General features: G+C 65.9%; 29 protein-coding genes. 21 read left to right on the forward strand and 8 right to left on the reverse strand.

Translation table 11 applies throughout. The features are described from left to right. The first annotated feature begins 155 nt into the window (after window positions 1-155). From AB0B25_RS00850 to AB0B25_RS00880, 7 genes are all read left to right on the forward strand, one after another. The gene (locus AB0B25_RS00850) at window positions 156-623 is read left to right on the forward strand and encodes an FHA domain-containing protein (protein ID WP_357172692.1); all 468 of its coding nucleotides are present in this window, start codon (window positions 156-158) and stop codon (window positions 621-623) included. Further along, window positions 620-2,152 carry a PP2C family serine/threonine-protein phosphatase gene (locus AB0B25_RS00855; protein ID WP_357172695.1) on the forward strand — a complete coding sequence of 511 codons (1,533 nt, stop codon included), beginning with the start codon at window positions 620-622 and terminating at the stop codon, window positions 2,150-2,152. Before AB0B25_RS00850 ends, AB0B25_RS00855 begins: the two co-directional genes overlap by 4 nt. Further along, on the forward strand, window positions 2,152-3,636 hold the full coding sequence (locus tag AB0B25_RS00860) for an FtsW/RodA/SpoVE family cell cycle protein (RefSeq protein WP_357172698.1): 1,485 nt from the start codon (window positions 2,152-2,154) through the stop codon (window positions 3,634-3,636). Before AB0B25_RS00855 ends, AB0B25_RS00860 begins: the two co-directional genes overlap by 1 nt. Further along, complete coding sequence (locus AB0B25_RS00865; protein WP_357172701.1) at window positions 3,633-5,096, forward strand: penicillin-binding protein 2; 1,464 nt, start codon at window positions 3,633-3,635, stop codon at window positions 5,094-5,096. The genes AB0B25_RS00860 and AB0B25_RS00865 overlap by 4 nt, the downstream gene beginning before the upstream one ends. Before the next feature lie 37 nt (window positions 5,097-5,133). After that, a complete protein-coding gene (locus AB0B25_RS00870) occupies window positions 5,134-6,648 on the forward strand; it encodes a protein kinase (protein ID WP_357172703.1) in 1,515 nt (504 codons plus the stop codon). Then, window positions 6,645-8,546, forward strand: a complete 1,902-nt coding sequence (pknB, locus tag AB0B25_RS00875) for a Stk1 family PASTA domain-containing Ser/Thr kinase (protein WP_357172706.1) — start codon at window positions 6,645-6,647, stop codon at window positions 8,544-8,546. The genes AB0B25_RS00870 and pknB overlap by 4 nt, the downstream gene beginning before the upstream one ends. Window positions 8,547-8,666: 120 nt before the next feature. Continuing rightward, window positions 8,667-9,086 carry a CBS domain-containing protein gene (locus tag AB0B25_RS00880; RefSeq protein ID WP_357068946.1) on the forward strand — a complete coding sequence of 140 codons (420 nt, stop codon included), beginning with the start codon at window positions 8,667-8,669 and terminating at the stop codon, window positions 9,084-9,086. 3 nt (window positions 9,087-9,089) lie between these two features. Here the strand turns inward: AB0B25_RS00880 and AB0B25_RS00885 are convergent, their stop codons facing one another. The 3 genes from AB0B25_RS00885 to AB0B25_RS00895 all read right to left on the reverse strand — a co-directional run bounded on the left by AB0B25_RS00885 (window position 9,090) and on the right by AB0B25_RS00895 (window position 11,158). After that, window positions 9,090-9,554, reverse strand: coding sequence for a deaminase (locus AB0B25_RS00885; protein ID WP_357172709.1), 465 nt, complete (start codon window positions 9,552-9,554; stop codon window positions 9,090-9,092). Between the two features lie 267 nt (window positions 9,555-9,821). Continuing rightward, a complete protein-coding gene (locus AB0B25_RS00890; protein WP_357172712.1) occupies window positions 9,822-10,517 on the reverse strand; it encodes a dihydrofolate reductase family protein in 696 nt (231 codons plus the stop codon). Continuing rightward, the gene (locus tag AB0B25_RS00895; protein WP_357172715.1) at window positions 10,514-11,158 is read right to left on the reverse strand and encodes an aminodeoxychorismate/anthranilate synthase component II; all 645 of its coding nucleotides are present in this window, start codon (window positions 11,156-11,158) and stop codon (window positions 10,514-10,516) included. Before AB0B25_RS00895 ends, AB0B25_RS00890 begins: the two co-directional genes overlap by 4 nt. A gap of 174 nt (window positions 11,159-11,332) precedes the next feature. Here AB0B25_RS00895 and crgA point away from each other — a divergent pair, with 174 nt between their 5' ends. Both crgA and AB0B25_RS00905 read left to right on the forward strand, forming a co-directional pair. Continuing rightward, complete coding sequence (crgA, locus tag AB0B25_RS00900) at window positions 11,333-11,596, forward strand: cell division protein CrgA (RefSeq protein WP_357173254.1); 264 nt, start codon at window positions 11,333-11,335, stop codon at window positions 11,594-11,596. An 81-nt stretch (window positions 11,597-11,677) separates the two neighbouring features. After that, window positions 11,678-12,157 (forward strand): PH domain-containing protein, encoded by a 480-nt coding sequence (locus AB0B25_RS00905; protein WP_357172718.1) that lies wholly within the window; start codon window positions 11,678-11,680, stop codon window positions 12,155-12,157. Between the two features lie 49 nt (window positions 12,158-12,206). Here AB0B25_RS00905 and AB0B25_RS00910 read toward each other — a convergent pair whose 3' ends face one another. The 5 genes from AB0B25_RS00910 to AB0B25_RS00930 form a co-directional block, all read right to left on the reverse strand. Continuing rightward, the gene (locus AB0B25_RS00910) at window positions 12,207-13,079 is read right to left on the reverse strand and encodes a rhomboid family intramembrane serine protease (RefSeq protein ID WP_357172721.1); all 873 of its coding nucleotides are present in this window, start codon (window positions 13,077-13,079) and stop codon (window positions 12,207-12,209) included. Window positions 13,080-13,083: 4 nt separating this feature from the next. Continuing rightward, window positions 13,084-13,611 (reverse strand): peptidylprolyl isomerase, encoded by a 528-nt coding sequence (locus AB0B25_RS00915; RefSeq protein WP_357172723.1) that lies wholly within the window; start codon window positions 13,609-13,611, stop codon window positions 13,084-13,086. 334 nt (window positions 13,612-13,945) lie between these two features. Beyond that, on the reverse strand, window positions 13,946-14,794 hold the full coding sequence (locus AB0B25_RS00920; RefSeq protein ID WP_357172726.1) for an ABC transporter permease: 849 nt from the start codon (window positions 14,792-14,794) through the stop codon (window positions 13,946-13,948). Next, the gene (locus AB0B25_RS00925) at window positions 14,791-15,798 is read right to left on the reverse strand and encodes an ATP-binding cassette domain-containing protein (RefSeq protein ID WP_357172729.1); all 1,008 of its coding nucleotides are present in this window, start codon (window positions 15,796-15,798) and stop codon (window positions 14,791-14,793) included. Before AB0B25_RS00925 ends, AB0B25_RS00920 begins: the two co-directional genes overlap by 4 nt. Window positions 15,799-16,513: 715 nt before the next feature. Beyond that, on the reverse strand, window positions 16,514-17,179 hold the full coding sequence (locus AB0B25_RS00930) for an acyl-CoA dehydrogenase family protein (RefSeq protein WP_357172732.1): 666 nt from the start codon (window positions 17,177-17,179) through the stop codon (window positions 16,514-16,516). A gap of 109 nt (window positions 17,180-17,288) precedes the next feature. Between AB0B25_RS00930 and AB0B25_RS00935 the strand changes: the two genes are divergently transcribed. The 12 genes from AB0B25_RS00935 to AB0B25_RS00990 all read left to right on the forward strand — a co-directional run bounded on the left by AB0B25_RS00935 (window position 17,289) and on the right by AB0B25_RS00990 (window position 24,851). Beyond that, window positions 17,289-17,993 carry a YoaK family protein gene (locus tag AB0B25_RS00935; protein ID WP_357172735.1) on the forward strand — a complete coding sequence of 235 codons (705 nt, stop codon included), beginning with the start codon at window positions 17,289-17,291 and terminating at the stop codon, window positions 17,991-17,993. A gap of 45 nt (window positions 17,994-18,038) precedes the next feature. Continuing rightward, window positions 18,039-19,229, forward strand: a complete 1,191-nt coding sequence (locus AB0B25_RS00940) for a hypothetical protein (RefSeq protein ID WP_357172737.1) — start codon at window positions 18,039-18,041, stop codon at window positions 19,227-19,229. A gap of 277 nt (window positions 19,230-19,506) precedes the next feature. Beyond that, window positions 19,507-20,184, forward strand: coding sequence for a hypothetical protein (locus tag AB0B25_RS00945; protein ID WP_357172740.1), 678 nt, complete (start codon window positions 19,507-19,509; stop codon window positions 20,182-20,184). Window positions 20,185-20,189: 5 nt separating this feature from the next. Continuing rightward, entirely contained in the window at window positions 20,190-21,383 is a 1,194-nt protein-coding gene (locus tag AB0B25_RS00950; protein ID WP_357172742.1) for an SRPBCC family protein, read from the forward strand. Continuing rightward, on the forward strand, window positions 21,380-21,781 hold the full coding sequence (gvpJ, locus tag AB0B25_RS00955) for a gas vesicle protein GvpJ (protein WP_357172745.1): 402 nt from the start codon (window positions 21,380-21,382) through the stop codon (window positions 21,779-21,781). Before AB0B25_RS00950 ends, gvpJ begins: the two co-directional genes overlap by 4 nt. After that, window positions 21,781-22,575, forward strand: coding sequence for a GvpL/GvpF family gas vesicle protein (locus AB0B25_RS00960; RefSeq protein ID WP_357172748.1), 795 nt, complete (start codon window positions 21,781-21,783; stop codon window positions 22,573-22,575). The genes gvpJ and AB0B25_RS00960 overlap by 1 nt, the downstream gene beginning before the upstream one ends. Window positions 22,576-22,578: 3 nt before the next feature. After that, window positions 22,579-22,836: a gas vesicle protein GvpG gene (locus tag AB0B25_RS00965; RefSeq protein ID WP_357172751.1), complete on the forward strand. Its 258-nt coding sequence runs from the start codon at window positions 22,579-22,581 to the stop codon at window positions 22,834-22,836. A gap of 5 nt (window positions 22,837-22,841) precedes the next feature. Beyond that, window positions 22,842-23,174 carry a gas vesicle protein gene (locus AB0B25_RS00970; protein WP_357172754.1) on the forward strand — a complete coding sequence of 111 codons (333 nt, stop codon included), beginning with the start codon at window positions 22,842-22,844 and terminating at the stop codon, window positions 23,172-23,174. Beyond that, complete coding sequence (locus AB0B25_RS00975) at window positions 23,171-23,566, forward strand: gas vesicle protein (RefSeq protein WP_357172756.1); 396 nt, start codon at window positions 23,171-23,173, stop codon at window positions 23,564-23,566. Before AB0B25_RS00970 ends, AB0B25_RS00975 begins: the two co-directional genes overlap by 4 nt. Further along, the gene (locus AB0B25_RS00980) at window positions 23,559-24,347 is read left to right on the forward strand and encodes a GvpL/GvpF family gas vesicle protein (RefSeq protein WP_357172759.1); all 789 of its coding nucleotides are present in this window, start codon (window positions 23,559-23,561) and stop codon (window positions 24,345-24,347) included. The genes AB0B25_RS00975 and AB0B25_RS00980 overlap by 8 nt, the downstream gene beginning before the upstream one ends. Then, the gene (locus AB0B25_RS00985; RefSeq protein WP_357172762.1) at window positions 24,344-24,565 is read left to right on the forward strand and encodes a gas vesicle protein; all 222 of its coding nucleotides are present in this window, start codon (window positions 24,344-24,346) and stop codon (window positions 24,563-24,565) included. The genes AB0B25_RS00980 and AB0B25_RS00985 overlap by 4 nt, the downstream gene beginning before the upstream one ends. After that, a complete protein-coding gene (locus AB0B25_RS00990; protein WP_357172765.1) occupies window positions 24,558-24,851 on the forward strand; it encodes a gas vesicle protein K in 294 nt (97 codons plus the stop codon). Before AB0B25_RS00985 ends, AB0B25_RS00990 begins: the two co-directional genes overlap by 8 nt. Window positions 24,852-25,060: the final 209 nt, after the last annotated feature.

Consider the following 25,060-nt stretch of genomic DNA (forward strand, 5'->3'; position numbering starts at 1 on the left):
GTCGTATCGTGATCGAAATCGACCGACGGCCCTATGATGCTGCCTACACACGCGCGGCGCCGAAACCGGGGCCGGCAAGACCAGCAGGCTGGTGGGGGTGGTCGAACCGCACCCACGCGCACCGACGTACACGGTCGAACAGGAGGTGGAGCGCCGTGCAGGGACTGATCCTGCAACTAACCCGTGCGGGGTTCCTTCTGCTGTTGTGGTTGTTCGTGTGGGCTGTGCTGCGCACGTTACGCAGCGACATCTACGCGGCATCCGGCATTCGGATTCAGCCCAGGGCCGCACGCGGTTCCGTGGTGCTGCCTTCCTTCAGCCGGGGCCAGAAGGGCGCCAAATTTCTTGTGGTGACTCAAGGTTCACTCGCCGGCACTCGCATATCGCTCGGCACCCAACCGGTGCTGATCGGTCGTGCGGATGACTCAACGCTGGTGCTCACCGATGATTACGCCTCGACCAGGCATGCGCGACTCTCGCCGCGTGGTGACGACTGGTACGTGGAAGACCTCGGCTCGACGAACGGCACGTACCTCGATCGCTCGAAGGTCACGACCGCCGTCCGAGTTCCGCTCGGCACCCCGGTCCGAGTCGGCAAAACAGTGATCGAGTTGCGATCGTGACACTTGTTCTCCGCTACGCAGCGCGCAGCGACCGTGGTCTCGTCAGAGGCAACAACGAAGACTCCGTCTACGCGGGCGCACGACTGCTCGCACTCGCCGACGGCATGGGCGGCCATGCCGCGGGCGAAGTGGCATCCCAGCTGATGATCGCCGCGCTCGCGCACCTCGACGACGACGAACCGGGCGACGATCTGCTCGGCAAACTCGACGCGGCAACCCGGGAGGGCAACGCCGCGATCGCCGATCAGGTCGAGGAAGAACCCGAGCTCGACGGCATGGGCACCACACTCACGGCGATCTTGTTCGCGGGTCGAAAACTCGGCCTCGTGCATATCGGCGACTCGCGCGCCTACCTGCTACGCGGTGGCGAACTCGCGCAGATCACCCGGGACGACACATTCGTCCAATCGCTGGTCGACGAGGGCAGGATCACACCCGAGCAGGCGCACACGCATCCGCAGCGTTCGCTGATCATGCGGGCCCTCACCGGCAACGAGATCGAGCCGACGCTGATCATGCGGGAGGCTCGCGCCGGTGACCGCTACCTACTGTGCTCCGATGGCCTCTCCGATGTGGTCAGCGACGAGACCATCGCGAACACCATGCGCGAGGGCAACACCGACGAGTGCGCCGACCGGCTCATCGAGCTCGCGTTGCGCAGCGGCGGTCCGGACAACGTCACGGTGGTCGTGGCCGACGTGATCGATCTGGACTACGGCCAGAGCCATCCGATCGTGGCCGGCGCCGCGTCCGGCGTCGATGAAGACACCCCGCCACCGAACACCGCGGCGGGCAGGGCCTCCGCGCTACGTCCGCCGCGCGCCGCGCCGCGCAGGGCCGCCGCCACGCCGGAGAACCCGGCAGCCGGAAAATCGCACCGACTGCGCTGGATCCTGCTGACGGTCGCGCTGGTCATCGCCGTCTGCGCCGGACTCCTGGTCGGCTACAAAATGATTCGCAGCAACTACTACGTCGGCGCGGATGACGGTTCGGTGGTGATCCTGCGCGGACTGCCCGGATCGATCCTCGGCTATTCGATCCACGACGTGAACTTGGTCGGCTGCGTGACCCGAAACGGTGAACTCACCCTGTTGGACCAGGGTGCGGACCTGCCGGGCGCATGTAAGCCGCTACAGGTCAGCGATCTCAAGCAGACCGGCCGCGACCAGGTGGACAAGGGACTACCGCCCGGTTCGCTGGACAAGGCCAAGGACTCGATGACCTATCTCGCGCAGCGAGAATTGCTACCACCGTGCCCGAACAAGGTATTGGTACCGCAGCCGGGGGTCATTCCGCCGCCCGAGCCGGTCGCGCCCGCACCGGCCACCGGCGCGCCGGCACCCACCGCCGCCGCACCCGCACCGACTACCGCGGCACCGGCTCCGACGCCGGTCGCGCCCGCACCGGGCCAGGATGACGCCAGGGGTACCGAGATCAAGACGCCGACCAAGTCGGAGGCTCCGGTCTCGCCGTCGAGTACGTTGCCGAACCCCCAGATCGCGGGGGAGAACTGCCGGGTGACGGACTGATGTCCGCCCCTGCACCTCCGTCCGCTGGGGCCTTTCCCAGTCCCCCGGGCGGATTCGCTCCCGCACCACCGCCGAGCACCAGACGTAATGCGGAGTTGTTGTTGCTCGCCGCCGCGGCGGCGATCACCACGGTGTCGCTGTTTCTGGTCGAGGCCAGTCAGGAGCAATCGGTCACCTTGGAGATCGCCAAGTACGGTCTGGCGTATATGGCGTTGTTCGGCGGTGCGCATCTGGCTGTGCGGCGATTCGCACCGTTCGCCGATCCGCTGTTACTGCCGATCGTCGCGCTGCTCAACGGCCTCGGCCTCGTGCTGATCCACCGCCTCGACCTCGCCGACGAGCAGACTGCCGCCTACAACTCCTGGGCGATGCCCTCCCCCGACGCCAACCAACAGATCCTGTGGACCGCCCTGGGCACGGTCGGATTCATCGCCCTGCTGATCGTGCTGCGCGACTACCGGACGCTGGCCCGCTACAGCTACACCCTCGGCCTGATCGGTCTTGTCGCACTGGCGATTCCGGCGATCCTGCCGAGCAAGTATTCGGAGACCAACGGCGCGAAGATCTGGGTCCGCCTGCCCGGGTTCAGCATGCAGCCCGGTGAGTTCGCGAAGATCCTGCTGATCATCTTCTTCGCGTCGGTACTGGTCGCCAAGCGCGATCTGTTCACCGCCGCCGGACGTCACGTTTTCGGCATGGAATTCCCGCGCGCCCGCGATCTCGGCCCGATTCTGGTGGTCTGGATCGTCTGCATCGGCGTGCTGGTGTTCGAGAAAGACCTCGGCACGTCGCTGCTGATCTTCAGCACCGTGCTGGTGATGCTCTACATCGCCACGGAGCGAGTCGGCTGGCTCATCATCGGTGGTGGGCTACTGGCTCTCGGATTCGTCTTCGCTTACCAGCTGTTCGGCCACGTCCGGGTCCGGGTGGAAACCTGGCTGAACCCGTTCGACGACTACAACAACACCGGCTACCAGATCTCGCAGTCGCTGTTCGGGCTCGCCACCGGCGGCCTCGCCGGGACCGGACTCGGCAGCGGACGGCCCAACCAGGTGCCCTTCGCCAAGACCGACTTCATCGTCACCACCATCGGTGAGGAGCTCGGACTGATCGGGCTCGCCGCGGTGCTCGTCGTGTTCCTGGTGTTCGTGGTGCGTGGGTTGCGCACGGCGCTCGCGGTCCGCGACAGCTTCGGCAAACTGCTCGCGGCCGGCCTGTCGTTCACCATCGCGATCCAGTTGTTCGTCGTGGTCGGCGGCGTCACGAAGTTGATCCCGCTGACCGGTCTCACCACACCGTTCATGTCCTACGGCGGCTCCTCGCTGCTGGCCAACTACGCATTGCTCGCGGTGCTGATCAAGATCTCCGACGCCGCGCGCGCGCCGGCTCCGGTGCGCAAGAAAGAACCCGCGCCGATCGCGGACGCGCAGACCGAGATGCTGCGCCGTGACGCGGCACGACCGGAAGTGGGGCCCGCGACGTGAACACTCCGCTACGTCGGGTCGCGGTCGCGGTGATGGTGATGATCGTCGCACTGCTGTTGAACGCCACCTACGTCCAGGTGATCAAGGCCGACGATTACCGCAACGACCCGCGCAACTCACGGGTGCTGCTCGACGAGTACTCCCGCCAGCGTGGGCAGATCTCTGCCGGCGGCGCCGTACTGGCCAGCTCGGTGGCCACCGACGACCGCTACAAGTATCTGCGCACCTACCCGACCGACGCCGAGGCGTTCGCGCCGGCTACCGGCTTCTACTCGATGCAGTACGGCAGTACAGGCCTCGAGCGCGCCGAGGACTCGGTACTGAACGGGTCCGACAACCAGCTGTTCGGCAGCCGCCTCGTCGACTTGGTCTCCGGACGCGATCCGCGCGGCGGCAACGTGCTCACCACACTCGATCCGGTGATGCAGCAGGTCGCCTATGACCAGATGACCAGCAAGGGCTACACCGGTTCGGTGGTGGCGATCGAGCCGAGCACGGGCAAAATTCTTGCTATGGTCTCCACGCCCAGCTACGACCCGAACCTGCTTTCCGGGCACGACGGCGCGAGCGGCACCCAGGCGTGGGAAACCCTGAGTGCGGATCCGAGCCATCCGATGTTGAATCGCGCTATCTCACAGACCTACCCACCCGGGTCCACATTCAAAGTGGTGGTCACCGCTGCCGCGCTGGCCAACCGCGCCGCGACCCCCGATGACCAGTTCACCGCGGCGCCGAACATCACGCTGCCGGGCACCACCACCACGCTGGAGAACTACAACGGATCGACCTGCGGTCCCAACCCGACCGCGTCGCTGTTCGAAGCGTTCCGGCGGTCGTGCAACACCGCGTTCGCCGAGCTCGGTATCAAAGTGGGCGCCACGAACCTCAAGGACGAGGCCGCCGCGTTCGGCATCGGCCCGCACCGTGGTATTCCGATGCCGGTGGCGGAGAGCACCGTCGGCACGATCTCCGACCCCGCCGCGTTGGCGCAGAGCAGCATCGGGCAGCGAGACGTCGCATTGACCCCGCTGGACAACGCGGTCATCGCGGCGACCGTCGCCAACGGCGGCGTCCGGATGGAGCCCTACCTGGTCGATCAACTGCAGCGCCCGGATTTGAGCGAGCTGTCCAAGACCAAACCGGTCTCTGTGGGCCAAGCGGTCAGCGCCGAGGTAGCGTCGACCCTGACCAACCTGATGATCGCGTCGGAGAGCAACGCCGGAGGTAGCCAGGCCCCCTATCAGATCGCGTCCAAGACCGGCACCGCGGAGCACGGAACCAACCCGCGCAACACGCCGCCGCACGCTTGGTACATCGCGTTCGCCCCCGCGCAGAACCCGAAGATCGCTATCGCGGTAATCGTGGAGAACGGCGGGGATCGGGCGCTTGCCGCGACCGGTGGTTCGGTGGCCGCGCCGGTGGGTCGCGCGGTCCTGGACGCGGGTCTTCGAGGGGGCTGAACGATATGGATGTGCGAGTGAAGGTACGGGGACCTCGATGCTGAACAACGGTGCGATGATCGCCGACCGGTACCGGCTGCAACGACTGATCGCGACCGGCGGTATGGGCCAGGTCTGGGAAGCCCTGGACACCAGGCTGGACCGCCGGGTCGCGGTCAAGGTGCTCAAGTCGGAATTCTCCGCGGATCCGACGTTCCGGCATCGATTCCGCACCGAGGCGAAGACCACCGCCCAGCTGAATCACCCGGGTATCGCCGGTATCTACGACTACGGCGAGACCATCGATCCGCAGGGCAGCGAAACCGCCTACCTGGTCATGGAGCTGGTCCAGGGCGAGCCACTCAACACGGTGCTCAACCGGCTGGGCCGGTTGTCGGTGGCCCAGGGCCTGGACATGCTGGAGCAGACCGGACGCGCGTTGGAGGTGGCACACCGCGCCGGCGTGGTGCACCGCGATGTGAAACCGGGCAACATCCTGGTGACGCCGACCGGCCAGGTGAAGATCACCGACTTCGGCATCGCGAAGGCGGTGGATGCTTCGCCGGTGACCAAGACCGGCATGGTGATGGGCACCGCCCAGTACATCGCGCCGGAACAGGCGATCGGCGAGGACGCCACTGCGGCCAGCGACGTGTACTCGCTCGGCGTGGTCGGCTACGAGGCGCTCTCCGGTCAACGGCCGTTCATCGGGGACGGCGCGCTCACTGTCGCGATGAAGCATGTCCGCGAGACGCCACCACCGATGCCGGCCGATCTGCCGGGCAACGTCCGTGAGCTGATCGAGATCACCATGGCGAAGGAGCCGGGACGCCGCTACGCCCGCGGCGGAGAGTTCGCCGACGCGATCGCCGCCGTGCGCGCCGGCCGCCGCCCGCCGCCGCCCAGCGGCGGCCATCCCGGCACGCCGCTGACCGGAGCCACCCGGGTGCTGCCGCCCGGACCCACCTCCGTGATTCCCTCCACACCGCACGATTTCGACGGCGCGACGGTGCGTTACTCGACGCCCGCGGCCGGGGCGCTCGGCGCGGCGAACCATGCCGGTTCCATCGCGGCTCCGCAGACCCTGATGAGCCAGGAAACCGGCGGCAATGCCAGGCATCCGGGTGACGAGAAACGATTCACCGCGTCACAGAAGTGGCTGGCCGGGCTCGGCATAGGCGCCGTACTGCTCGGCGCCATCACGATCTTCCTGCTGTTCGGCGGTGACACCAACCCGAATACGACGCCGTCACCGACCACGACGATCACGACGATCCCCAAGCCCGCGGCGCCGATCGTCACCACGACCACCCCCAAGCCGGTACTACCGCCGGTGATCACGACCATCCCGGAACCGACCACCACCGAGCCGACGACCACGACCCCGGAGCCGACGACGACCACGCCGACCACCACCACGGCACCCAGCACGACGAAGCCGACCACGACCGCGCCGACGTCTACGCGGCCGCGCGTTCCGACCCTCGAATTACCATTCCCTAATTTTCCCGGTGCCCAGGGTCCCTCGGCCACCAGCAGCGCACGCGCTACTTCTTCGCAAGGACAACCATGACGACCCCGAAGAATCTCTCCTCCCGCTACGAGCTGGGCGAGATCATCGGGTTCGGCGGAATGTCCGAGGTACACAAGGCACGAGATCTCCGGCTCAGCCGGGATGTAGCGATCAAGGTCTTGCGCGCCGACCTGGCGCGTGACCCCACGTTCTATCTCCGGTTCAAGCGCGAGGCGCAGAATGCGGCCGCCCTCAATCACCCGGCCATCGTCGCGGTGTACGACACCGGCGAGGCCGAGGTGGACGGTGGTCCGCTGCCGTACATCGTGATGGAGTACGTAGACGGCGACACGCTGCGCGACATCGTGCGCGGCAAGGGTCCGATACCGCCGCGTCGCGCGATGGAGGTCATCGCCGATGTCTGTGCCGCATTGGATTTCAGCCACAAGGCCGGAATCGTGCACCGCGATATGAAACCCGCGAACATCATGATCAACCGGGCCGGCGCGGTGAAGGTGATGGACTTCGGCATCGCCCGCGCGATCGCCGACAGTTCCAACCCGATGACGCAAACCGCCGCGGTGATCGGCACCGCCCAGTATCTTTCGCCGGAGCAGGCCCGCGGCGAGACCGTGGACGCCCGTTCGGACGTCTACTCGGTCGGCTGCGTGCTGTTCGAAATACTCACCGGTGAGCCGCCATTCACCGGTGACTCACCCGTCGCGGTCGCCTACCAGCACGTCCGCGAAGATCCTCGGCTGCCCTCGCATGTGCACCCCGGGGTGCCGCGTGAACTCGACTCGGTTGTGCTCAAGGCGATGAGCAAGAACCAGGCCAACCGGTACCAGACCGCGGCCGAGATGCGCGCCGACTTGATCCGGGTGCTCGGCGGCCAGAAGCCGAGCGCTCCGATGGTGATGACCGACGAGGACCGCACCACCATCATGGGTTCGGACGAGCCGCCGCCCCGCAACTACCGCACCGTCGAACGCAACGACGATACCGCCGAGCAGGAGCGGGCAGATCCGTCCAGCCAGCGCCGTACCGCCTATATCGCCCTCGGCGCCGCCGCGGCGATCGCGGTGGTGTTGGGTTTGTTCTGGGTGTTGATCGGCCCTGGAAGCCGACCGGACCAAGTCGCCGTTCCCGACTTGTCGAACAGATCCGCCCAGCAGGCGCAGGACGCGCTGCAGAAGCTTGGGTTCACGGTGGCGATCCAGCAGAAGGCCGACAGCAAGGTCGCGACCGGCAACGTAATCGCCACCCAACCGCTCGGTGGCTCCCGGATCAACAAGAAGAGCACCGTCACGGTGCAGGTGTCCACCGGTCCCGCTCAGGTTCAGGTGCCGAAGCTGACCGGCCTGTCCCAGCAGCAAGCCGAACAGGAACTCAATGCCAAGGGGCTGCGGCTGAACCCGAACGTCGATCGAAAACCGTCGAGCACCGCGGAGAAGGACACGGTGATCGAACAGAATCCCTCGCCGGGGTCGAAGATCGATGTCGACTGGGAGGTCGTCGTCACGATCGGCAGCGGTCCGGAGGCGGTGCGCGTTCCGTATGTCGTCGGGCAGATGATCGACGTGGCTCAACCGAACATCGAAGGCAATGGCTTCAAGGTCGTCGTCCACGAGGTGCAGTCCTCGAAGCCGAAAGGTGAAGTGGTCGCGTCCAGCCCCGCGGGCGGCAACACGGCGGACAAAGGCTCCACGGTTGTTGTGCAGGTGTCCGCGGGCGACCTGAAGATGCCGTCGCTGATCGGTCTCTCGGTCTCGCAGGCTGTGGAGAAACTTCGTTCGGAGGGCTGGACAGGCAGCACCAGCCAGATCAGTCAGTCCCCGCAGGGCACGTTCGACGCGGGCAGCGTGGGTCGGGTGCTCAGCCAACAGCCGTCCGCCGGCAGCTCGATCCAGAAGAGCGGCGCCGTCGCGCTCGGTGTCGGGGTACTCGGCCCGCCGTGAATCCTGGTCGATTCCGCGTCAGCGTCCGGCATGGAAGAAAACCAGACCATTCGGTGTGAAGTGCGGGAGAATGAGCGTGCTCCATCCTAATCAGCGCAGCTGAACACGAGGAGGTAGCTTATGACCACCGCCAGGGACATCATGAAACCCGGCGCACAGTGGATCGCCAAGGACGAGACCGTCGGGAAGGCCGCCCGCGTCATGGCCGAACTCGGCGTCGGATCACTGGTCATCTCGGATGAGAACGAGCGGATGTGCGGCATAGTCACCGACCGCGACATCGTGGTGAAGTGCATTGCCCAGGGGCGGCCACCGGCCACCACCATGGTGGCCGAGATGTGCGAGTCGACGCCACGCTGGGTCGACGCCGACGCGGACATCGAGTTCGTGCTCGACGAGATGGAAAGTCATCGGATCAAGCGCATGCCGGTGATCGAGAACAAGCGCCTCGTCGGCATGATCAGCGAATCCGATCTGGCCAGGCACCTGGACGACAACCAACTCGGTGAGTTCGTCACCGCGGTCTACGGACGGCCGTAGGTTCTAGGACAGGTCCAGGTGGCGGTTCATCGACATCGCCGCCTGCGCCAGTTCGCGGAGTTCGACCACTTCGACGCCGTGCTGCCGTAGCTTCTCGACACCGACACAATCGGTCACGAAGGTCGCGGGCTCTCGCCAGGCGATGACAACTCGAGGGATCCCCGCCCGCACGATGCGATCGGTGCACGGCAGCCGGGTCGGAGTGGCGCGCTGCGAACAAGGCTCGAGGGTGCTGTAGAGGGTCGCTGTGAACACTCTGTCGTCGTCCACGGCGAGTTTGTCGAGAGCAGACTCCTCCGCGTGCACCTTCTCGTCGGTCTCTCTGGAGTAGCCGGTGGCGATCTCCACACCATCGGCCACGATGACCGCGCCGACCGAGAACGCGGTCGCACTCGGCGGGCACAGGCGGGCAAGGTCGATCGCCCGCCGCATGAACCACTCGTCACGTTCCGTGTGTTCAGCACCCACCCGACAACCTCCTGATCTCACGCTCGTCCATGGTCGAACTGCTGCGGCGGCATCCCGAATGCGCAACTCGTGGCGATCACCCTGTGTACTCGCGTTGTCCCGGGACGATGCGACGATGCCGATCTAGGCGCGCGGGCTCGATCCCGGATGCCCAACTCGCCGAACACCCGAACGCATCCATGCGCTCGCCCCGGTTCCGCGCGCCGACCGCACCATCATCGACGTGCGTCGAGCAGCTGACCTGGAGCGTCACCGTATGCACTCCGATCACCCGGTGCGCAGGCCGGCGGTGTCGACCTTCGGCAGATAGCGCAGCACCGCGACGTCACCGACCCGGGTGACATCCGCGAGCCGCATCCGGCGATGCGGCGCCCCCGGGTAGGCGGCATCAGCGAGAAATCGCGGCGCCGCCGCGTCGCCGACCAGGATCGGGGCGACCGCCACGTGCAGTTCGTCGGCCAGGCCCGCGGCCAGCAAAGCGGTGTGCACGCGCGTGCCGCCCTCCACCATGAGGCGAGCGACGCCACGGGCGCCCAAGTCGTCGAGCAATACGTCGAAATCGACATCGTCGCCGAGACTCACCACCTCCGCCAGACCGGCCAGCCGCTCGGCAAGTTTCGTCGCACCCGCATCGGTGGTGTAGACGAGCTTGCCGCCGCCGTGGTGCCAGAACCTCAGGTCGGAGTCCAGGTCACCGCTCGCGGAGACGGTCACCTTGAGCGGATACTCCGGCTTGCCGGCCACGATGCGCGCGCTTCGCCGTTCCGCGCTGTCGACAAGCAGCCGTGGGTTGTCGCTGCGCAGGGTCTGCGCGCCGACGAGAATCGCGTCGGAGTCCGCGCGTACTTGGTCGACCCGATCGAAGTCCGCCGCGTCCGACAGTCGCAGCCGTTCGGGGCTCGCGTCATCGATATAGCCGTCGACGCTCACGGCTACCGACAGCAGCACGTACGGACGGTTCACTGCAGCACCAGCGCGGCGACCTCCGCCTCCAGCGTCTGCACCAACCCCTCGGCGGGACGCTCGCCGCACACGTCGAGCCAGTTCGCCAACATGCGGTGCCCACCCTGGGTCAGCACCGATTCGGGATGGAACTGCACACCGTGGATCGGCAGGGTGCGGTGGCGCATGGCCATCACGATCCCACTCTCGGTGCGCCCGAGCACCTCGATCTCCTCCGGTAGCGTCTCCTCGACGACAGTGAGCGAGTGGTACCGGGTGGCGGTGAACGGGTCGGGCAGGCCGGCCAACACGCCCGCGCCGATGTGGAATACCGAGCTCGTCTTGCCGTGCAGCAATTCGGGGGCCCTGGTGACGGTGGCGCCGAACGCCTCGCCGATCGCCTGATGGCCGAGGCATACGCCGAGCAGTGGAACACTATTGTCGGCGCAGGCGCGCACCAATGCGATGCTGGCTCCGGCCCGGTCCGGGGTGCCCGGTCCCGGGCTGATCAGGATGCCGTCGAAGTCGCGCGCGACCGCGTCGACATCGGACAGCTGCGGGTCGTCGTTGCGCCAGACCACGGCATCCACACCGAGTTGGCCGAGGTACTGCACCAGGTTGAAGACGAAGCTGTCGTAATTGTCGACGACCAGAACACGCATGGGATCGAGATTACGTGCCCGCCCGGCACGACGTCGCATCCATTACCAGTTGGGATAGCCTAGAGGCACACCGGAGGGCGCCGGAGCCTCGTCCACAGCGGCGAGTGGGCTCGGCAGATGATCGAACCGAATCCGCCTGCCGGTACCGACCTGCACGCCGAATACGAGGACGTCATGCCCAAGTCGAAGGTCCGCAAGAAGGCCGACTATACGATCAATCCCGCCAGCCGGATCCCGGTGAAGGTGAAGGCCGGGCCGTCTCCGGTCTGGTATGTCACCATCATGCTCGGGTTCATGCTCGCCGGGCTGGTCTGGCTGCTCGTCTACTATCTGGCCGCCGAACAGATCGGTTGGATGAACGACCTCAACGCGTGGAACTTCCTGATCGGATTCGGTCTGATGGTGGTCGGCCTGATCATGACGATGCGTTGGCGCTGATCGCGGCGGATTACAGACGTGTCATTCATACACACCTGTGGATGAGCCTGTGGACAACTCGAGGAGTGATTGGGGAGCGATGTGACTCCTGAGCCGGTGGATCCGCCAGCGCGGGACCCCGACCCGCACATCTGGACCACCCCGGCCGCGGGCCTCGTCGCCGTGGCGGTGGGGGGCGTCATCCTGGCCGCGGCAGCGATACTCACCGGCGAAGCGGCCAGCCGGCTCCTCGTCGGGTTGGCAGCGGTCGGCCTACTCGGCCTCGCCGGGCTCGGATTCCGGCAGCGACCGCGTCTGTCCGTGCAGCCCGGCGCACAGCCCCGCCTGGTGGTCCGCACTCTGACCGGTCCGGTCGAATACTTCCGCGACCAGATCATCCGCACCCGCGTAGTCAGCTACCGGCGCCTCGGACGAAAAGTGCCGATGCTGGAGATCGACGTCGAGCGCGCGGGCACCGAGCGACTGCTGATCTTCGGCCGCTGGGATCTGGGCGCCAATCCCGAAATCGTGTACCACGACCTCGTCGAGGCGCTGCGCCTGTCCGAGGACACGACCCGCTGAATCGCGACCCATCCGGACGCGGATGTTTCACGTGAAGCACCAACCGATGTCAGACAGCCAGCGTCAGCGCGGTGGCGCCCACTACCGATAAGGCCACGATCGCGACGAACGCCACCGCCACCCACCCGATCAACCGGGCGGCTTCCGGTGACCTTGCCTGCAACCACTGTGGCAGGAACAGGACGCCGAGCGTGGCGAGCGTGCCGGCCGCCAGCCCGCCGAGGTGTCCCCAGAGCGAAATGCCTGGCAGGGAAAAGCTGATGAACACGTTGATGCCGATGAGAATCAACATTTGATTCGGGCTCTGCCGCAACCTGATCAGAATGACCGTGATCGCACCGAACAATCCGTACACCGCGCCGGACGCACCCGCTGTCACCGTGTTCTGCGCGAACACCATGACGGCGGCCGAGCCGCCGAGCAGCGAGACCAGATACACCGCGAGGTAACGCAGCCGCCCGAGCACCAACTCGGCGTCGCGCCCCACCACGTACAGCGCGAACATATTGAGCAGCAGATGGATCGGACCGTAGTGCAGAAAGCCGGAACCGATTACCCGCCACCACTCGCCGTCCGCGACAGCGGGGACGTACAGCACCCAATCCAGGAACAACGCAGAACCGCGTTGGTTGTCCAACAGACTCTTCGCCTGCGCGGCGGTAACTGCGAAGACAGCCACATTGACCGCGATCAAGGCGTAGGTCACATAAGGCACCGGTCGCACCGCTGTCCGTGCGCCTGCCACAGTGCGCACCGGCGCCACATCGCGTTGGTCCTGGCGCAGGCAATCGACGCAGTGCTGGCCTACCGCGGCGGGACGCAGACATTCCGCACAGGCGGGCCGCCCGCAGCGCGTGCAGGCCAGACCGGTCGGACGGTTCGGGTGGCGGACGCACGTCGGTGCGGGCGGCTGGGGGTTCATAGTCTCATTCGATAGTGATCTTGGTGATGACGACGGGCTCGAGCGGGCGATCGTTCCGATCGGTCCTGGTGCCCGCGATCGAGTCGACGACCTTACGCGAATCCACGTCGACGACTTCGCCGAAGATCGTGTGCTTGCGGTTCAGGTGCTTCTGCGGACCGACGGTGATGAAGAATTGTGAGCCGTTGGTGCCCGGCCCCGCGTTGGCCATCGCCAGCAGGTAACCGCGGTCGAAGCGCAGTTCCGGGTGGAACTCGTCACCGAACTCGTAGCCCGGCCCGCCGCGACCGGTGCCGGTCGGATCGCCCCCCTGAATCATGAAGCCGTCCATCACCCGGTGGAACACGGCGCCGTCGTAGAACGGGCCGCTTCGACCGCCACTGGCGTTCTCGGTGGTGTATTGCGCCGAACCATCGGCGAGCCCGACGAAATTGCGGACCGTCTTGGGTGCGTGGTTACCGAAGAGCGAGATCTTGATATCGCCGTGATTCGTATGCAAAGTAGCCACGGACGTCTGATTCGGTGAGGTCACGCCGCCCATCGTGCCACGGACGACGCCGTCGCCGCGGAACTGGGCTGTACCACGCTGTGAGCTGGACCTCCTGCGCGATCGATCGGGCTGTGCGAGAGTGGTCGAATGACTTCGGGGCACCTGCATGTCTCTACCCGTTCGCGGAACAGGCTCATCGTCGCTGCCGCCGTCGCGCTGGCGGGTGGCGTGGCCTGGTTGGCGCGTACTCGGCGGACACAGCCGCCGGCGCCCGCCCCCGCGCCACCCCGAATCGGATACTCCCGAAACGGCTCCGCGCCGACCCCCTTGGCGGGAGCCGGCACGGAAAACAGTCGCTGAGACCGACAAGGACAGGTCAGCGACTGACCGCCTTCTTGTACTGACGCAAAGCCAGCGGAACGAACACCACCAGGATCACCACCACCCAGATCAGCGAGGTGGCCACCGGATGCTGGATCGACCAGGTGTCCGAGGGCGGAGCCAGCGGGCTGGTGTTGCCGAACAGATCCCGGGTCGCCTGAGTGAGTGCGGATACCGGGTTCCACTCCGCGATCACCCGCAGAATGGTGGGCAGCTTGTCACTGGGCACGAACGTGTTGGCAATGAAGGTGAGCGGGAAGACCACCATGAAACTGGCGTTGTTGAACACCTCCGGCGCCCGCACCAGCAGGCCGACCACGGCCATGATCCACGACACCGCGTAGGCGAACAGTAACAACAACACGTATGCCAACACCGCGTCGAGGAACGAGCCGCGAATCCGCCAGCCGACGACGAAGCCGGTCAGTGACATCACCGTCAGGCTGACCACGTTGATCACCACGTCGCTGAGCGTGCGACCGACCAATACCGCCGATGACGCCATCGGCAACGAGCGGAATCGGTCGATGATGCCCTTCTGCATGTCCTCGGCCAGGCCCGCACCGGTGAAGGTCGCGCCGAACACCACGGTCTGGGCGAAGATGCCCGCGATGAGGAACTCGCGGTAGCCACCGGAGAGCCCTGGCACGTCGATGGCCGCGCCGAAGATGTAGGCGAACAACAGCACGAACATGATCGGCGACAGCGTCGAGAAGATCAGGACGTCGGGTACCCGCTTGATCTTGATGACATTGCGTTTCGCGATGGTCAGGCTATCGCTGACCACGATGGACAGTCGTTCTCCCGGCGAGAGCCGTTCCAGGACCGGGGCCGCGGTGGTCATCGGGATGTTCCTTTCACTACTTCCAGCTTGTCGTTCGCGCCGCGGTCATCGCCATTGGTCAACGCCTCGGCCTCGTGTCCGGTCAGGGTGAGAAAGACATCGTCCAGCGACGGGCGCCGCAAGCCGACATCGTGGATCTGGACATTGTGCTCGGCCAGCTTGCCAACCGCCTCGACCAGCGCCTGCGATCCGTTGGAGACCGGAACGGTGATCCGACGCAGCCCGGGCTCGAGGTGGATCTCGCCGTCCGCCAAGCTCTTCAGCGCGGCCTCCGCGGTCACGAGATTGTCAGCGTGATCGACGGTCAGCTCGATACGGTCGCCGCCGACGAGGGTCTTGAGTTCGTCCGCGGTGCCTTTGGCGATCACCTTGCCGTGATCGATCACCGCTATGGAGTCGGCGAGCCGGTCGGCCTCCTCCATGTACTGCGTGGTGAGAAGCAGGGTTGTCCCGCCGGCGACCAACTCTTCGATCACATCCCAGAGGTCCAGGCGCGCACGCGGATCCAGCCCGGTGGTCGGCTCGTCGAGGAACAGCACCGGTGGGTTCGCGACCAGCGCGCCCGCCAGGTCGAGTCGGCGGCGCATACCGCCGGAGTAGCCCTTCACCGGCCGATCCGCGGCATCGCTGAGCCGGAATCGTTCGAGCAGTTCCCGTGCGCGTTCTTTACTTCGCTGTACGCCCATGTGATAAAGACGTCCCACCATTTCCAAATTCTCGAAACCGGTGAGATATTCGTCGACGGCGGCGTACTGGCCCGACGCACCGATTCGTGAACGCAATGCCTGGGGCTCGCGCAGCACGTCGATTCCCGCGACCGTCGCGCGTCCCGCGTCCGGCACCAACAGTGTGGTGAGTACCCGGACGGTAGTGGTCTTACCCGCACCGTTGGGTCCGAGTAGTGCCGTGACGGTCCCCTCCGGAACCGCGAGGTCGAGTCCGTCGAGGGCAATCAGCTGGCCGTATCGTTTGACCAGACCCTCGACGACTATTGCGTCGGGCATGACTCTCCTGGGGTTTGTTAGTTTCGATATCGGTGGTGGACGACGCCAAGAGGTTCCAGCGTCGCTTTGCAGGATGAGGCGACCAGCCGATACTCGGGTGCTGGAGCCAAGTATTGCTCCGCCCACCGACAAATTCATCCGATTTGTTCGGGGTGCACGAGTGACAGCTGCGGCCGGTTTCCTGGAACGGGGGCCGGCCGAACAAGTGGAGCGCTCGGTCGAGTCGGTGGACACGAACACATGTTCGCATCGGGGTACGACAGGTTTCGCCGTCTCGCGACATGCCGCGCACGCGACACGCGGCGCGGATTGATCCGCCATCCCGCGCGAACACCACAGGTCCGACCGCGGCGCATGATGCACAGCAACTGGGGGGATGTCGTCGCCACCGATCGCAGTATCAGGTCATTCGACATCCGAGACACGGAATTGACTGCTCGACAACACATTTGGCAAATAGCAGGACAACGGTTGGATACCATGCGAACGGGCCACCGGTCAGTCGCTGCGACTATCGGGTGTCGACCCGGCGCACCGGCGTGAAAAAACTTGGAAAGTGGTAGTCCCCACGCACACACGATTCCGGATCATCGAGTAGCATCGTTCACGTCGGCCCCTCCCCCCCGGGCCGACCCTACGCGGGCCTCGGCTAACTCCCCCCCTTCGCCGAGGCCCGCTCCCCATTTCCAGGCCAGGTCGGGGCTATTTCGGCCGGTCAGTTCGGCAGCACCGACCGCCACGCGGCGACCAGCCGCTGACCACGCACCCTCCCCACCGTCGCCAACAAGGGACGGTCGCGCTCCCACCACCGTCGCGTCGTCGGGTCGGTCGACTCCCACAGCGGATCGAGTTCGGCCAGCACGTCGCCGAACAATTCGAAGGTCCCGCCGAGCGCGATGTGCACGCCCGGCGAACTCGGCGCGTCGAAGTCCAACCCGCGTACTGCTGCCACCACAGTGAGCAATCGCTGCCGACCGGCCTGCGACCAGCCCGACACGCGGGCCACCCGGATCAGCCAGCCCACGGTGGCCGCGAGTACGTGGATGTCCTCGATCGTACGAAACGGCTCGAGGTAGTCCAGATATCCGTCGCCGCGCAGCACCCGCGCCGGCACGTCGGTCAGCCGAACAGACGCATGCGGGATTTCCGGCGCGAAGGCGAGTGCGGGGTTGTTTGTCATGCGCACCCCTGCTTCTCGCGCGTCGACCATGGTGGCGCGCAGCCGATTCCGCCCGTCCGGCGCCGTACCGACGGAAGCGATCACCACCAGCCGCTGGGCGAAGACCCCCATCGTCACGAACGACTTCGTGCCGTTCATCAGCCACGCGCCGTCCCGCTCGGCGAGCGAGGTGTGGATCGCCGAGGGATGGGCGCGCAGCACCGGACAAGATCGGGTGACCTGGCGGCAACCCCCGGCGGTGCGAAGCCGAATTCTCTGGACGAGCCTGTATCACTGAATGGTCGAATCCGACGCCTAAGGAGCCTGACCTGTGCCGAAGCCCGACGAAACGCGCAGAAAGGAACTCTTCGACGCCGAGGCGAGGCTGTCCTGGGTGCTCGCCGCGCTCGCCGGCCTGATCGGTGCGGCGGCATTCACGCACACAGCCGGCTACTTCATCACCTTCATGACGGGCAATACCGAACGGGCGATACTCGGACACTTCCACAACGAGCCCGACGTGGCGGTGGCGGCCACCGCGCTGCTGGTGTCTTTCCTGTCCGGTGTCGTGGTTGCCTCGTGGTGTCGCCGGCGCTACTGGTCCGGACACCCGCACGGCCCCACCTTGCTGACCACCGTGTGCCTGGCACTCGCCTCGGCCGTCGACCTCCTGCTGTTTCACACGACCACCGAACGGATCGACTTGGCGCCGGTCTTGTTCGTCGCGTTCGGAGTCGGGGCGCTCAACACGTCATTCGTGCGGGACGGGGAGGTATCGGTGCCGCTGAGTTACGTCACCGGCACCCTGGTCAAACTGGGCCAGGGCATCGAACGCCACCTCAGTGGCGGCGACTACGCCGACTGGCTCGGATACTTCCTGCTCTTTGCGAGTTTCGCGCTCGGCGCCCTGTTCGGTGGGTTGCTGAGCTTGCTGGTCGCCGGCTGGGCCATGCTGATCACCGCCACCGTCGTGTGTCTGATCGTCACCGGCTATACCTATCTGCACCTGGACCGACACGGACCGCTCGAGCGATGATCTTGTCGCGCTGCGACTTTCGGCGACCGCGGCTACGGTGGCCGCGTGGAGAATATCGAGGACGAAACGACCGCATTCGCCGCGCTCGTCGTGCGGCAGCTGTCCGCGCTCGGCGAGAACGACGTCGAGTACGACCGAGACGAGTTCGTGGTGCGCACCCGTGATCTGGTCCTCAACCTACACAACATATTCCGGGAGACCCGCGAACTCGCACCGCGGGAGCGCGCGGCGGGCGTCAGCCGGTTCGTCGAGGCCCTGCGCACTGCGAGCGACTCGGAGCAAGAGTGGAACTCCGTGCGGCAAGCACTGCGACCAGTGCTGCGGCCCAACAGCTTCGGCCTGGACGCTCCGGAACCCGGCATGCGGCCGATCGCGCGGCCTGCCTTCCCGTTCGTCGACGAGATGGTCGCGATCGATATGCCCGACGCCCGATCGATCGTCTCGCGCGGGTCGCTGGAGCAGTGGGGTGTCACCGTGGACGACGTGTTCACCGCCGCGCGCGAAAACCTCGCAGCCCTGGCGGTTTCCACCGACGTCCACGAGCCCGGCATTCTCCACTTCGTCGACAACGGCGACGACTACTTCACCTCGTGGCCCCTGGTCCCCGGCTGGCTGGCCGGCTCCGGCGACGGCTCCCGCCCGCCCGTCGCGTTCATGCCGGACGTCGACACCTTGATCGTCGCGCCGGGTGGCGACGAACTCGAACAGATCTTCGAGGTGGTCGAAGAGCAATACGCCGACGCCGTCCGCCCGATCTCACCGCAGGGCTACACCGTCGACGAGGGCGGCGCGGTGATACCGCTCGACCGCTCACCCGCGTACCGCCATCTCCCCGCCGTGCAACGCGCCCGGTGCGGACTGGCCGTGACCGAGTACGACGCCCAGGCCAGGATCTTGAACGAGATCGTCGAGCGCGAGGACGAGTTCACTCCCTACGACTTCGAACCCGCCTACGTCGGCGCGGTCATGTACGGCAACGGGGACAACGGCCCCTACACGCTCACAGTCTGGGGGGATGGCGTCGAATATCTCCTCCCGGAGGCCGACTATGTCGCTTTCTGCCGAACCGACGACGACGGCGATCTGGAGCGTCTTTTCGAGGTGCCTTTCCACATCGTCGCCACCCTCACCGGCCTGACGCCGGTCCCCGACCTGTCACCTCGTCGCTACGAGATCCGCGAATGGCCGTCGCCCGAGACATTGGCCCAGCTGAAAGTTGCTGCTGTCGCGCTATGACCGTGGCTCGGCCCACTCGAGCGGGAGCACATAGCCGGTAGTGACCGGATCACCAGCACCCAATGGTCGCGGCGCGCTGGGTGTGTGACGGCCCGATGTCGCCTTCGCTCGGCCATCGCGATCGCGCCGGTCGTTCGACCCAGCTAACTCATTCGGTAATCCGCGCCGATGGGGAGGTTTGGGGGTGAAAAAGTGGTCTATACCACGTTTAGAGGACGTGAGGCCACCGGACCTGCAGGTTCAGCGAGTCGCACTCGACGACGAGCAGGGAGTGATCATGAAAGGCGGAGTAAGACTAGCGATCGGTGTGGGAATCGGCTATCTCCTCGGCCGCACCCGCAAGATGAAGTTCGCGTTGATGGTGGCGGGTGCCTTGTCCGGACGGTCCTTGGGTGGGCCGCAGGAGGTGCTGCAGCGAGGAATGTCGCTGGTCAGCTCGTCGCCAGAACTGTCGAAGATCACCGAGACGGTTCGCGGGGAGTTGCTGGGGGCAGCGCGAGACGCGGCGGTCACCGCAGCGAGCAACCGCATCGATGCGTTCAACAGCCGCTTGCAGCAACAGGCAATAGGACCCGAGGCAGAGGCAGAGGAGGCAGAGGACTCCGAGGCACAGGACTCCGAGGCGGTCGAGGAAAAGCGCCCTGCCGAACGGCGCCAGCGCCACGAGACCGGCGACGGCCACAGGCGTGAAACGGCCGAGGAGGAGCTGGCGGACGAGTACCCGGAGGAGGACACCGAAGCCGCGCGAAGCCACGACGAGGACTCCGAAGCAACTCGGCGGCCTTCCCGCGCGCGACCGGCGGCGTCCAGCGCTCGTAGGCGGGTCGGCGAATCCACCTCCCGAGCGCCCGCCAAGGCCTCCGGCTCCGGCGAGCGGAAATCGCCCCGTCGACGCCGTCTACGCGCCGATGTCGACACTGCGGACCAAGCGCCGGTGCGGCGCACGAGGAGATGACTCCGATGGCAACGAAAACTCTCGGAGACGTCGCGGGCAAGGTCGCCAAGACCGCCACCGATGCCGCGGGGCGGACCAAAGACGCGACCGGAACGGCCCAGAAGAAGGTCCAGGGGGCCACCCCCACCGGACAGCTACAGCAATCGCTGCAGAGCTTGGCCGGAACAGTAGCTGAGCGTGCCCTCGCGGGGCTCTCGAGCAAGGTGTCCCAGTCGACGGACCGCTTGCACGACTATGCCGAAGGCAGCGGCGGGAATCTGCTGTCGGCGGTCACCGGAGTCGAAAAACTCGCGCAGGGCCAGTCGCCGCTCAGGGCGGCCCTCGGCGTCGGAATGGACAAGATCAAGCACACCGTCGGGGAGAAATTCCAGAATGTGAAGGAATCTCTGGGCGGCGGCAAGGGCAAGGGCTCCGGCGGCAAGAAGCTGAAGCTGACCAACATCGTCGAGCATATCGATGTCGGTGTGCCGATTCGTCTCGCTTACGACCAGTGGACCCAGTTCGCGGAGTTCCCGAAGTTCATGAAGAAGGTCGAGCAGGTCGAGCAGAAATCAGACGAGAAGTTGCAATGGACCGGCAAGGTGTTCTGGTCGCGGCGGACCTGGGAGTCGACGATCCTCGAGCAGGTGCCGTTCGAGCGGATCGTGTGGCGCTCGAAGGGCAGCAAAGGCTACATCGACGGCGCGGTGACCTTCCATGAACTCACCCCCGACCTGACCCGCATCATCGTCGTGCTCGAGTACCACCCGCAAGGATTCTTCGAGAAGACCGCCAATCTCTGGCGTGCGGCAGGCCGCCGGTCTCGCCTCGAACTCAAGCATTTCCAGCGGCACGTGATGACCGAGAGCGTGCTGCATCCGGACGACATCGAGGGCTGGCACGGCGAGATTCGCGACAAAGAAGTCGTCAAGGACGACGAGACCGCCCGCCGCGAGGAGGAAGAGGAGGAGAAAGCTGAAACCGAGGGGGAAGACTACGAAACCCCTGAAGAGGAAGCGCCCGAAGACGAACTCGAAGAGCAAGCACCCGAAGACGAGTTCGACGACGAAGCCGAAGACGAACTGGAAGACGAGTTACCGCCGGACGCGGAGGAGACCGAGTCGCCGGACGAACCCGAGCCCAATGGTGGTCGACCTGCGCAAAGGCGACACGCCACGGTTGGAAGTCGATCAAGTGACCGGCGAGGAGGACAGTCATGACCCTCGAACCCGCAGGCGGCGGCAACGCAACGATGGCCCGCCCGAATTCCTCCGGCCTGGCCGACGTCATCGACACGATTCTCGACAAGGGACTGGTCATCGACGCGTTCGTACGGGTGTCCTTGGTCGGCATCGAACTGCTGACCGTCGACGCCCGAGTCGTGGTGGCCAGCGTCGACACCTATCTGCGTTTCGCCGAGGCCGTCAACCGGCTCGAGATCTCCCAGAGCGAACCACAGGGCCTTCCTGACCTGGTCGGCGACATCGCCGAGGGTGGGGCGAAACACAAGACGAAGGGCGCTATCGAGGCCGCGGGTGAGAAAGTCTCGGACTTCCTCACCGACGTCCAGGACAAGCGCCAAGCCGCGGGCAGGTCCTCGAAACGCAAGGAGGATTGATGTCTTCCGATCAAGCAACGCAGGCCCCCCGAAGCGGAGGCATTCGAAACGCTGTGTACGTCTACGGCATCGTGCCTGCTGATGTACAACCCGAGGAGCACGCTTCGGGTATCGGCGATCCCCCGTGCGACATCCAGGTGGTGCGGCACGGCGAGGTCGGTGCGTTGGTCAGCGAGATCGCGGTCGATCGACCACTCGGAACGCCTGATGACCTGATCGCGCACGCGCGGCTGGTGGATGGTGCGGCAGCAGTCACTCCGGTGCTGCCGCTGCGGTTCGGAGCGGTCATGTCCGACCGGGACGAGGTGGAGAAGGAACTGCTCGATGCCCACCATGACGAGTTCCGCGACGCGCTGGAAGAGCTCGAAGGGCACGCGCAATTCGTGATCAAGGGACGGTATGTCGAAAAGAATATTCTGCGCGAGGTACTCGACGAGAATTCCGAGGCGGCGGGGCTGCGCGAGAAGATCCGCGACAAGTCGGCAGACGCCACCCGCGACCTTCGTATGGCGTTGGGAGAGATCATCAACCAGACCATCGAAGTCAAGCGCGCCGAGGACACCCGGCGGGTGATCGATGCGCTCGAATCACTCGAACCTGTCGTCAACGAACGCCAACCCACGAATGAAGAAGACGCGGTGCACGTCGCCGTCCTCATCGAGCTGTCCGAGCAGGACGAACTGGAAGAAACAGTGACACGGCTCGCGGAGGAATGGGACGGCCGCGTGGAGATGAGTCTGCTCGGCCCGATGGCGGCCTACGACTTCGTGGCGAAGCAAAAACCGGAGGGGTGACGCATGGGCTTGCTTTCGTCCATCTTCACGCTGCCGCTGGCACCGGTCCGGGGCGTGATCTGGCTGGGTGAAGTGATCCAGGATCAGGTCGAGCAGCAGCTACGGGATCCAGCGACCATCCGGCGCGAAATCGAGGCGATCGACGAGGCGGCGGCAGCCGGTCGCCTATCGGAACAGGAGCGCAAGCAAGCGCAACAGGCGGTCCTCGATCGGATGATCCAGCCGCGTAGCGGCACGGTATCGACCGACGGGAAGGAGTGAGCGGTGTGAGCGGCGAAACTCCCGACGACTCCGAGGACGTCCGATCCGAATCGGGTGAACTCGCTCCCCTGACCACGGCGCAGGCCGCGTCGGCGGCAATCGAGCAGCTCGTGGAGCTGACCTCGAAGCCGATGCAGGGGGCTACCTCTGTCGAGCCCACCGACCAAGGGTGGACGGTGGAGATCGAGGTGCTCGAGGATCGCCGGATCCCGTCGTCCGCGGACATGCTGGCGCTCTACGAGGTGGAAATCGACCTGGATGGAAATCTGTTGGCCTACCGCAGAACCAAGCGCTACGCCCGCGGAACCGCCGACATCGGCAGAGGCGGGCAGCGATGACGATGGTAGGGAGTGGTTCATCGGTGCCGCAGCCATACGGCGGCGGCGGGCACCAGTCGACGAATCTCGGAGACATCCTCGAGCGGGTCCTCGACAAGGGCCTGGTGATCGCGGGCGACATCCAAGTGAATCTGCTCGACATCGAACTTCTCACGATCAAGCTGCGCCTGGTCATCGCCTCACTCGAGACGGCGAAGGCGGTCGGCATCGACTGGTGGGAGACCGATCCCTGGCTCAACAGCAAGGCCCGCACGCTCGAGCGGCAGGATCGCGACCTCGAACTCGAAAACCGCGAACTGCGCGATCGGATCGCCGAACTCGAGAGCGGACGCGACCGCCGCGCGGCGGTAGAACGCCGCCACGAACCGGTGGAAGAGCGGGATCGTGACTGACGGCCAAGGGGTCTGGCTCTACGCGGTGACAAGTGCCGAACCTGCCGCGCCGGTGCTCAGCGGACTGACCGGAGTGGCGGGCGAGGCGGTACACGCTGTGCTAGCGGACGATTTGGCGGCGGTTGTCGGGTCGGTGCCGCTGGAGGTTTTCGGGGAGCAACCGCTGCGCCAGAACTTGGAAGATCTGACGTGGCTGGAGGCGACAGCCCGGGCGCACGACACTGTCGTCTCCACGTTGGCGCGCCGCGTACCCACCATTCCCCTGCGCCTGGCCACCGTATTCGTCGACGAGCGTGGCGTGTACAGCTTGCTCGCCGAGCGCCGAGCAGACTTCGAGTCGGCGCTCGCCCTGGTCACCGGCCGCACCGAATGGGGCGTCAAAGGGTACGGCGACCGTGAAACCCTCACCGCCGCGGTGGCCGAGGCCCAAGCCGCCAGCAGCGACAAAGGGGTGGGCACGGCGTACCTGCTGCGGCGCCGCGCACAGCTGTCCGCGCAGGAGACCGTGGAACACGACGCCGCCACGCGCGCCGAGGAGATCCACGATCGTCTGGTCCGGCAGGCCGCCGCAGGTCGTCGTCAGGCGGCGACAGATCCGGCGCTGAGCGGCAGCCGGGACTGGATGGTGCTCAACGGCACCTACCTGGTAGACGACGACGCCACCGACGATTTCCGCGCGACCGTCGCGGAACTCGGGAAAAAATTCCCTGGTATCCGGCTCGAGCTCACCGGGCCGTGGCCGCCGTATTCGTTCGCCGGCGTGGAACGGATGGCCCCGTGAGGCAGGCCGACGGCGAGCGTCGCATCGCTCTCATCGATCTCCTGGATCGGGTGCTGGCCGGTGGGGTCGTCATCTCCGGCGACATCAAACTCTCCATCGCGGACGTCGACATGGTGCAGATCTCGCTGCGGGCGCTGATCTCCTCTATCAGTGCCCTCCCCACCCCGCCGCTGGAGTCCACCGCGCGTGAGGTACTGGAGATACCGGCAAGTGACTGAATTCGACGGCATCCCACCGCGTATCGACTCGGATCCGGAATCCGTCGAGCGTGGGCTCGTCACGCTCGTACTGACCTTGGTGGAGTTGTTACGGCAGTTGATGGAGCGGCAGGCGATACGCCGGGTGGACGAGGGCAACCTGAGCGACGCGCAGGTCGAGCGGATCGGCACCACCCTGATGCTGCTCGAGGAGCGGATGGACGAACTGCGGGAGCACTTCGGGCTCACCCCCGAGGAACTCAACATCGACCTCGGACCGCTGGGGACGCTTCTCCCTCGGCAGTGAGCCGCGCCGTCGGACGGTCACGGTCGGTCCGAACGGCCACGAGGTCGAGTCGGGTGCCTGTTCGAGCCTTCAGTCAGCGGCTGGTCACCTGATGCCACATGTCCGCGTCACCGCGCTGGCGCAGTTTGGAGATTCCGAAAAGGACCAGAAGCGCGACACCGAGCGTGAGGAGAATCTTCATGGTTTCCACCCTACTGTGCTGCTCGGGG

It is taken from the genome of Nocardia sp. NPDC049190, from assembly GCF_040648115.1.
Classification (GTDB): domain Bacteria; phylum Actinomycetota; class Actinomycetes; order Mycobacteriales; family Mycobacteriaceae; genus Nocardia.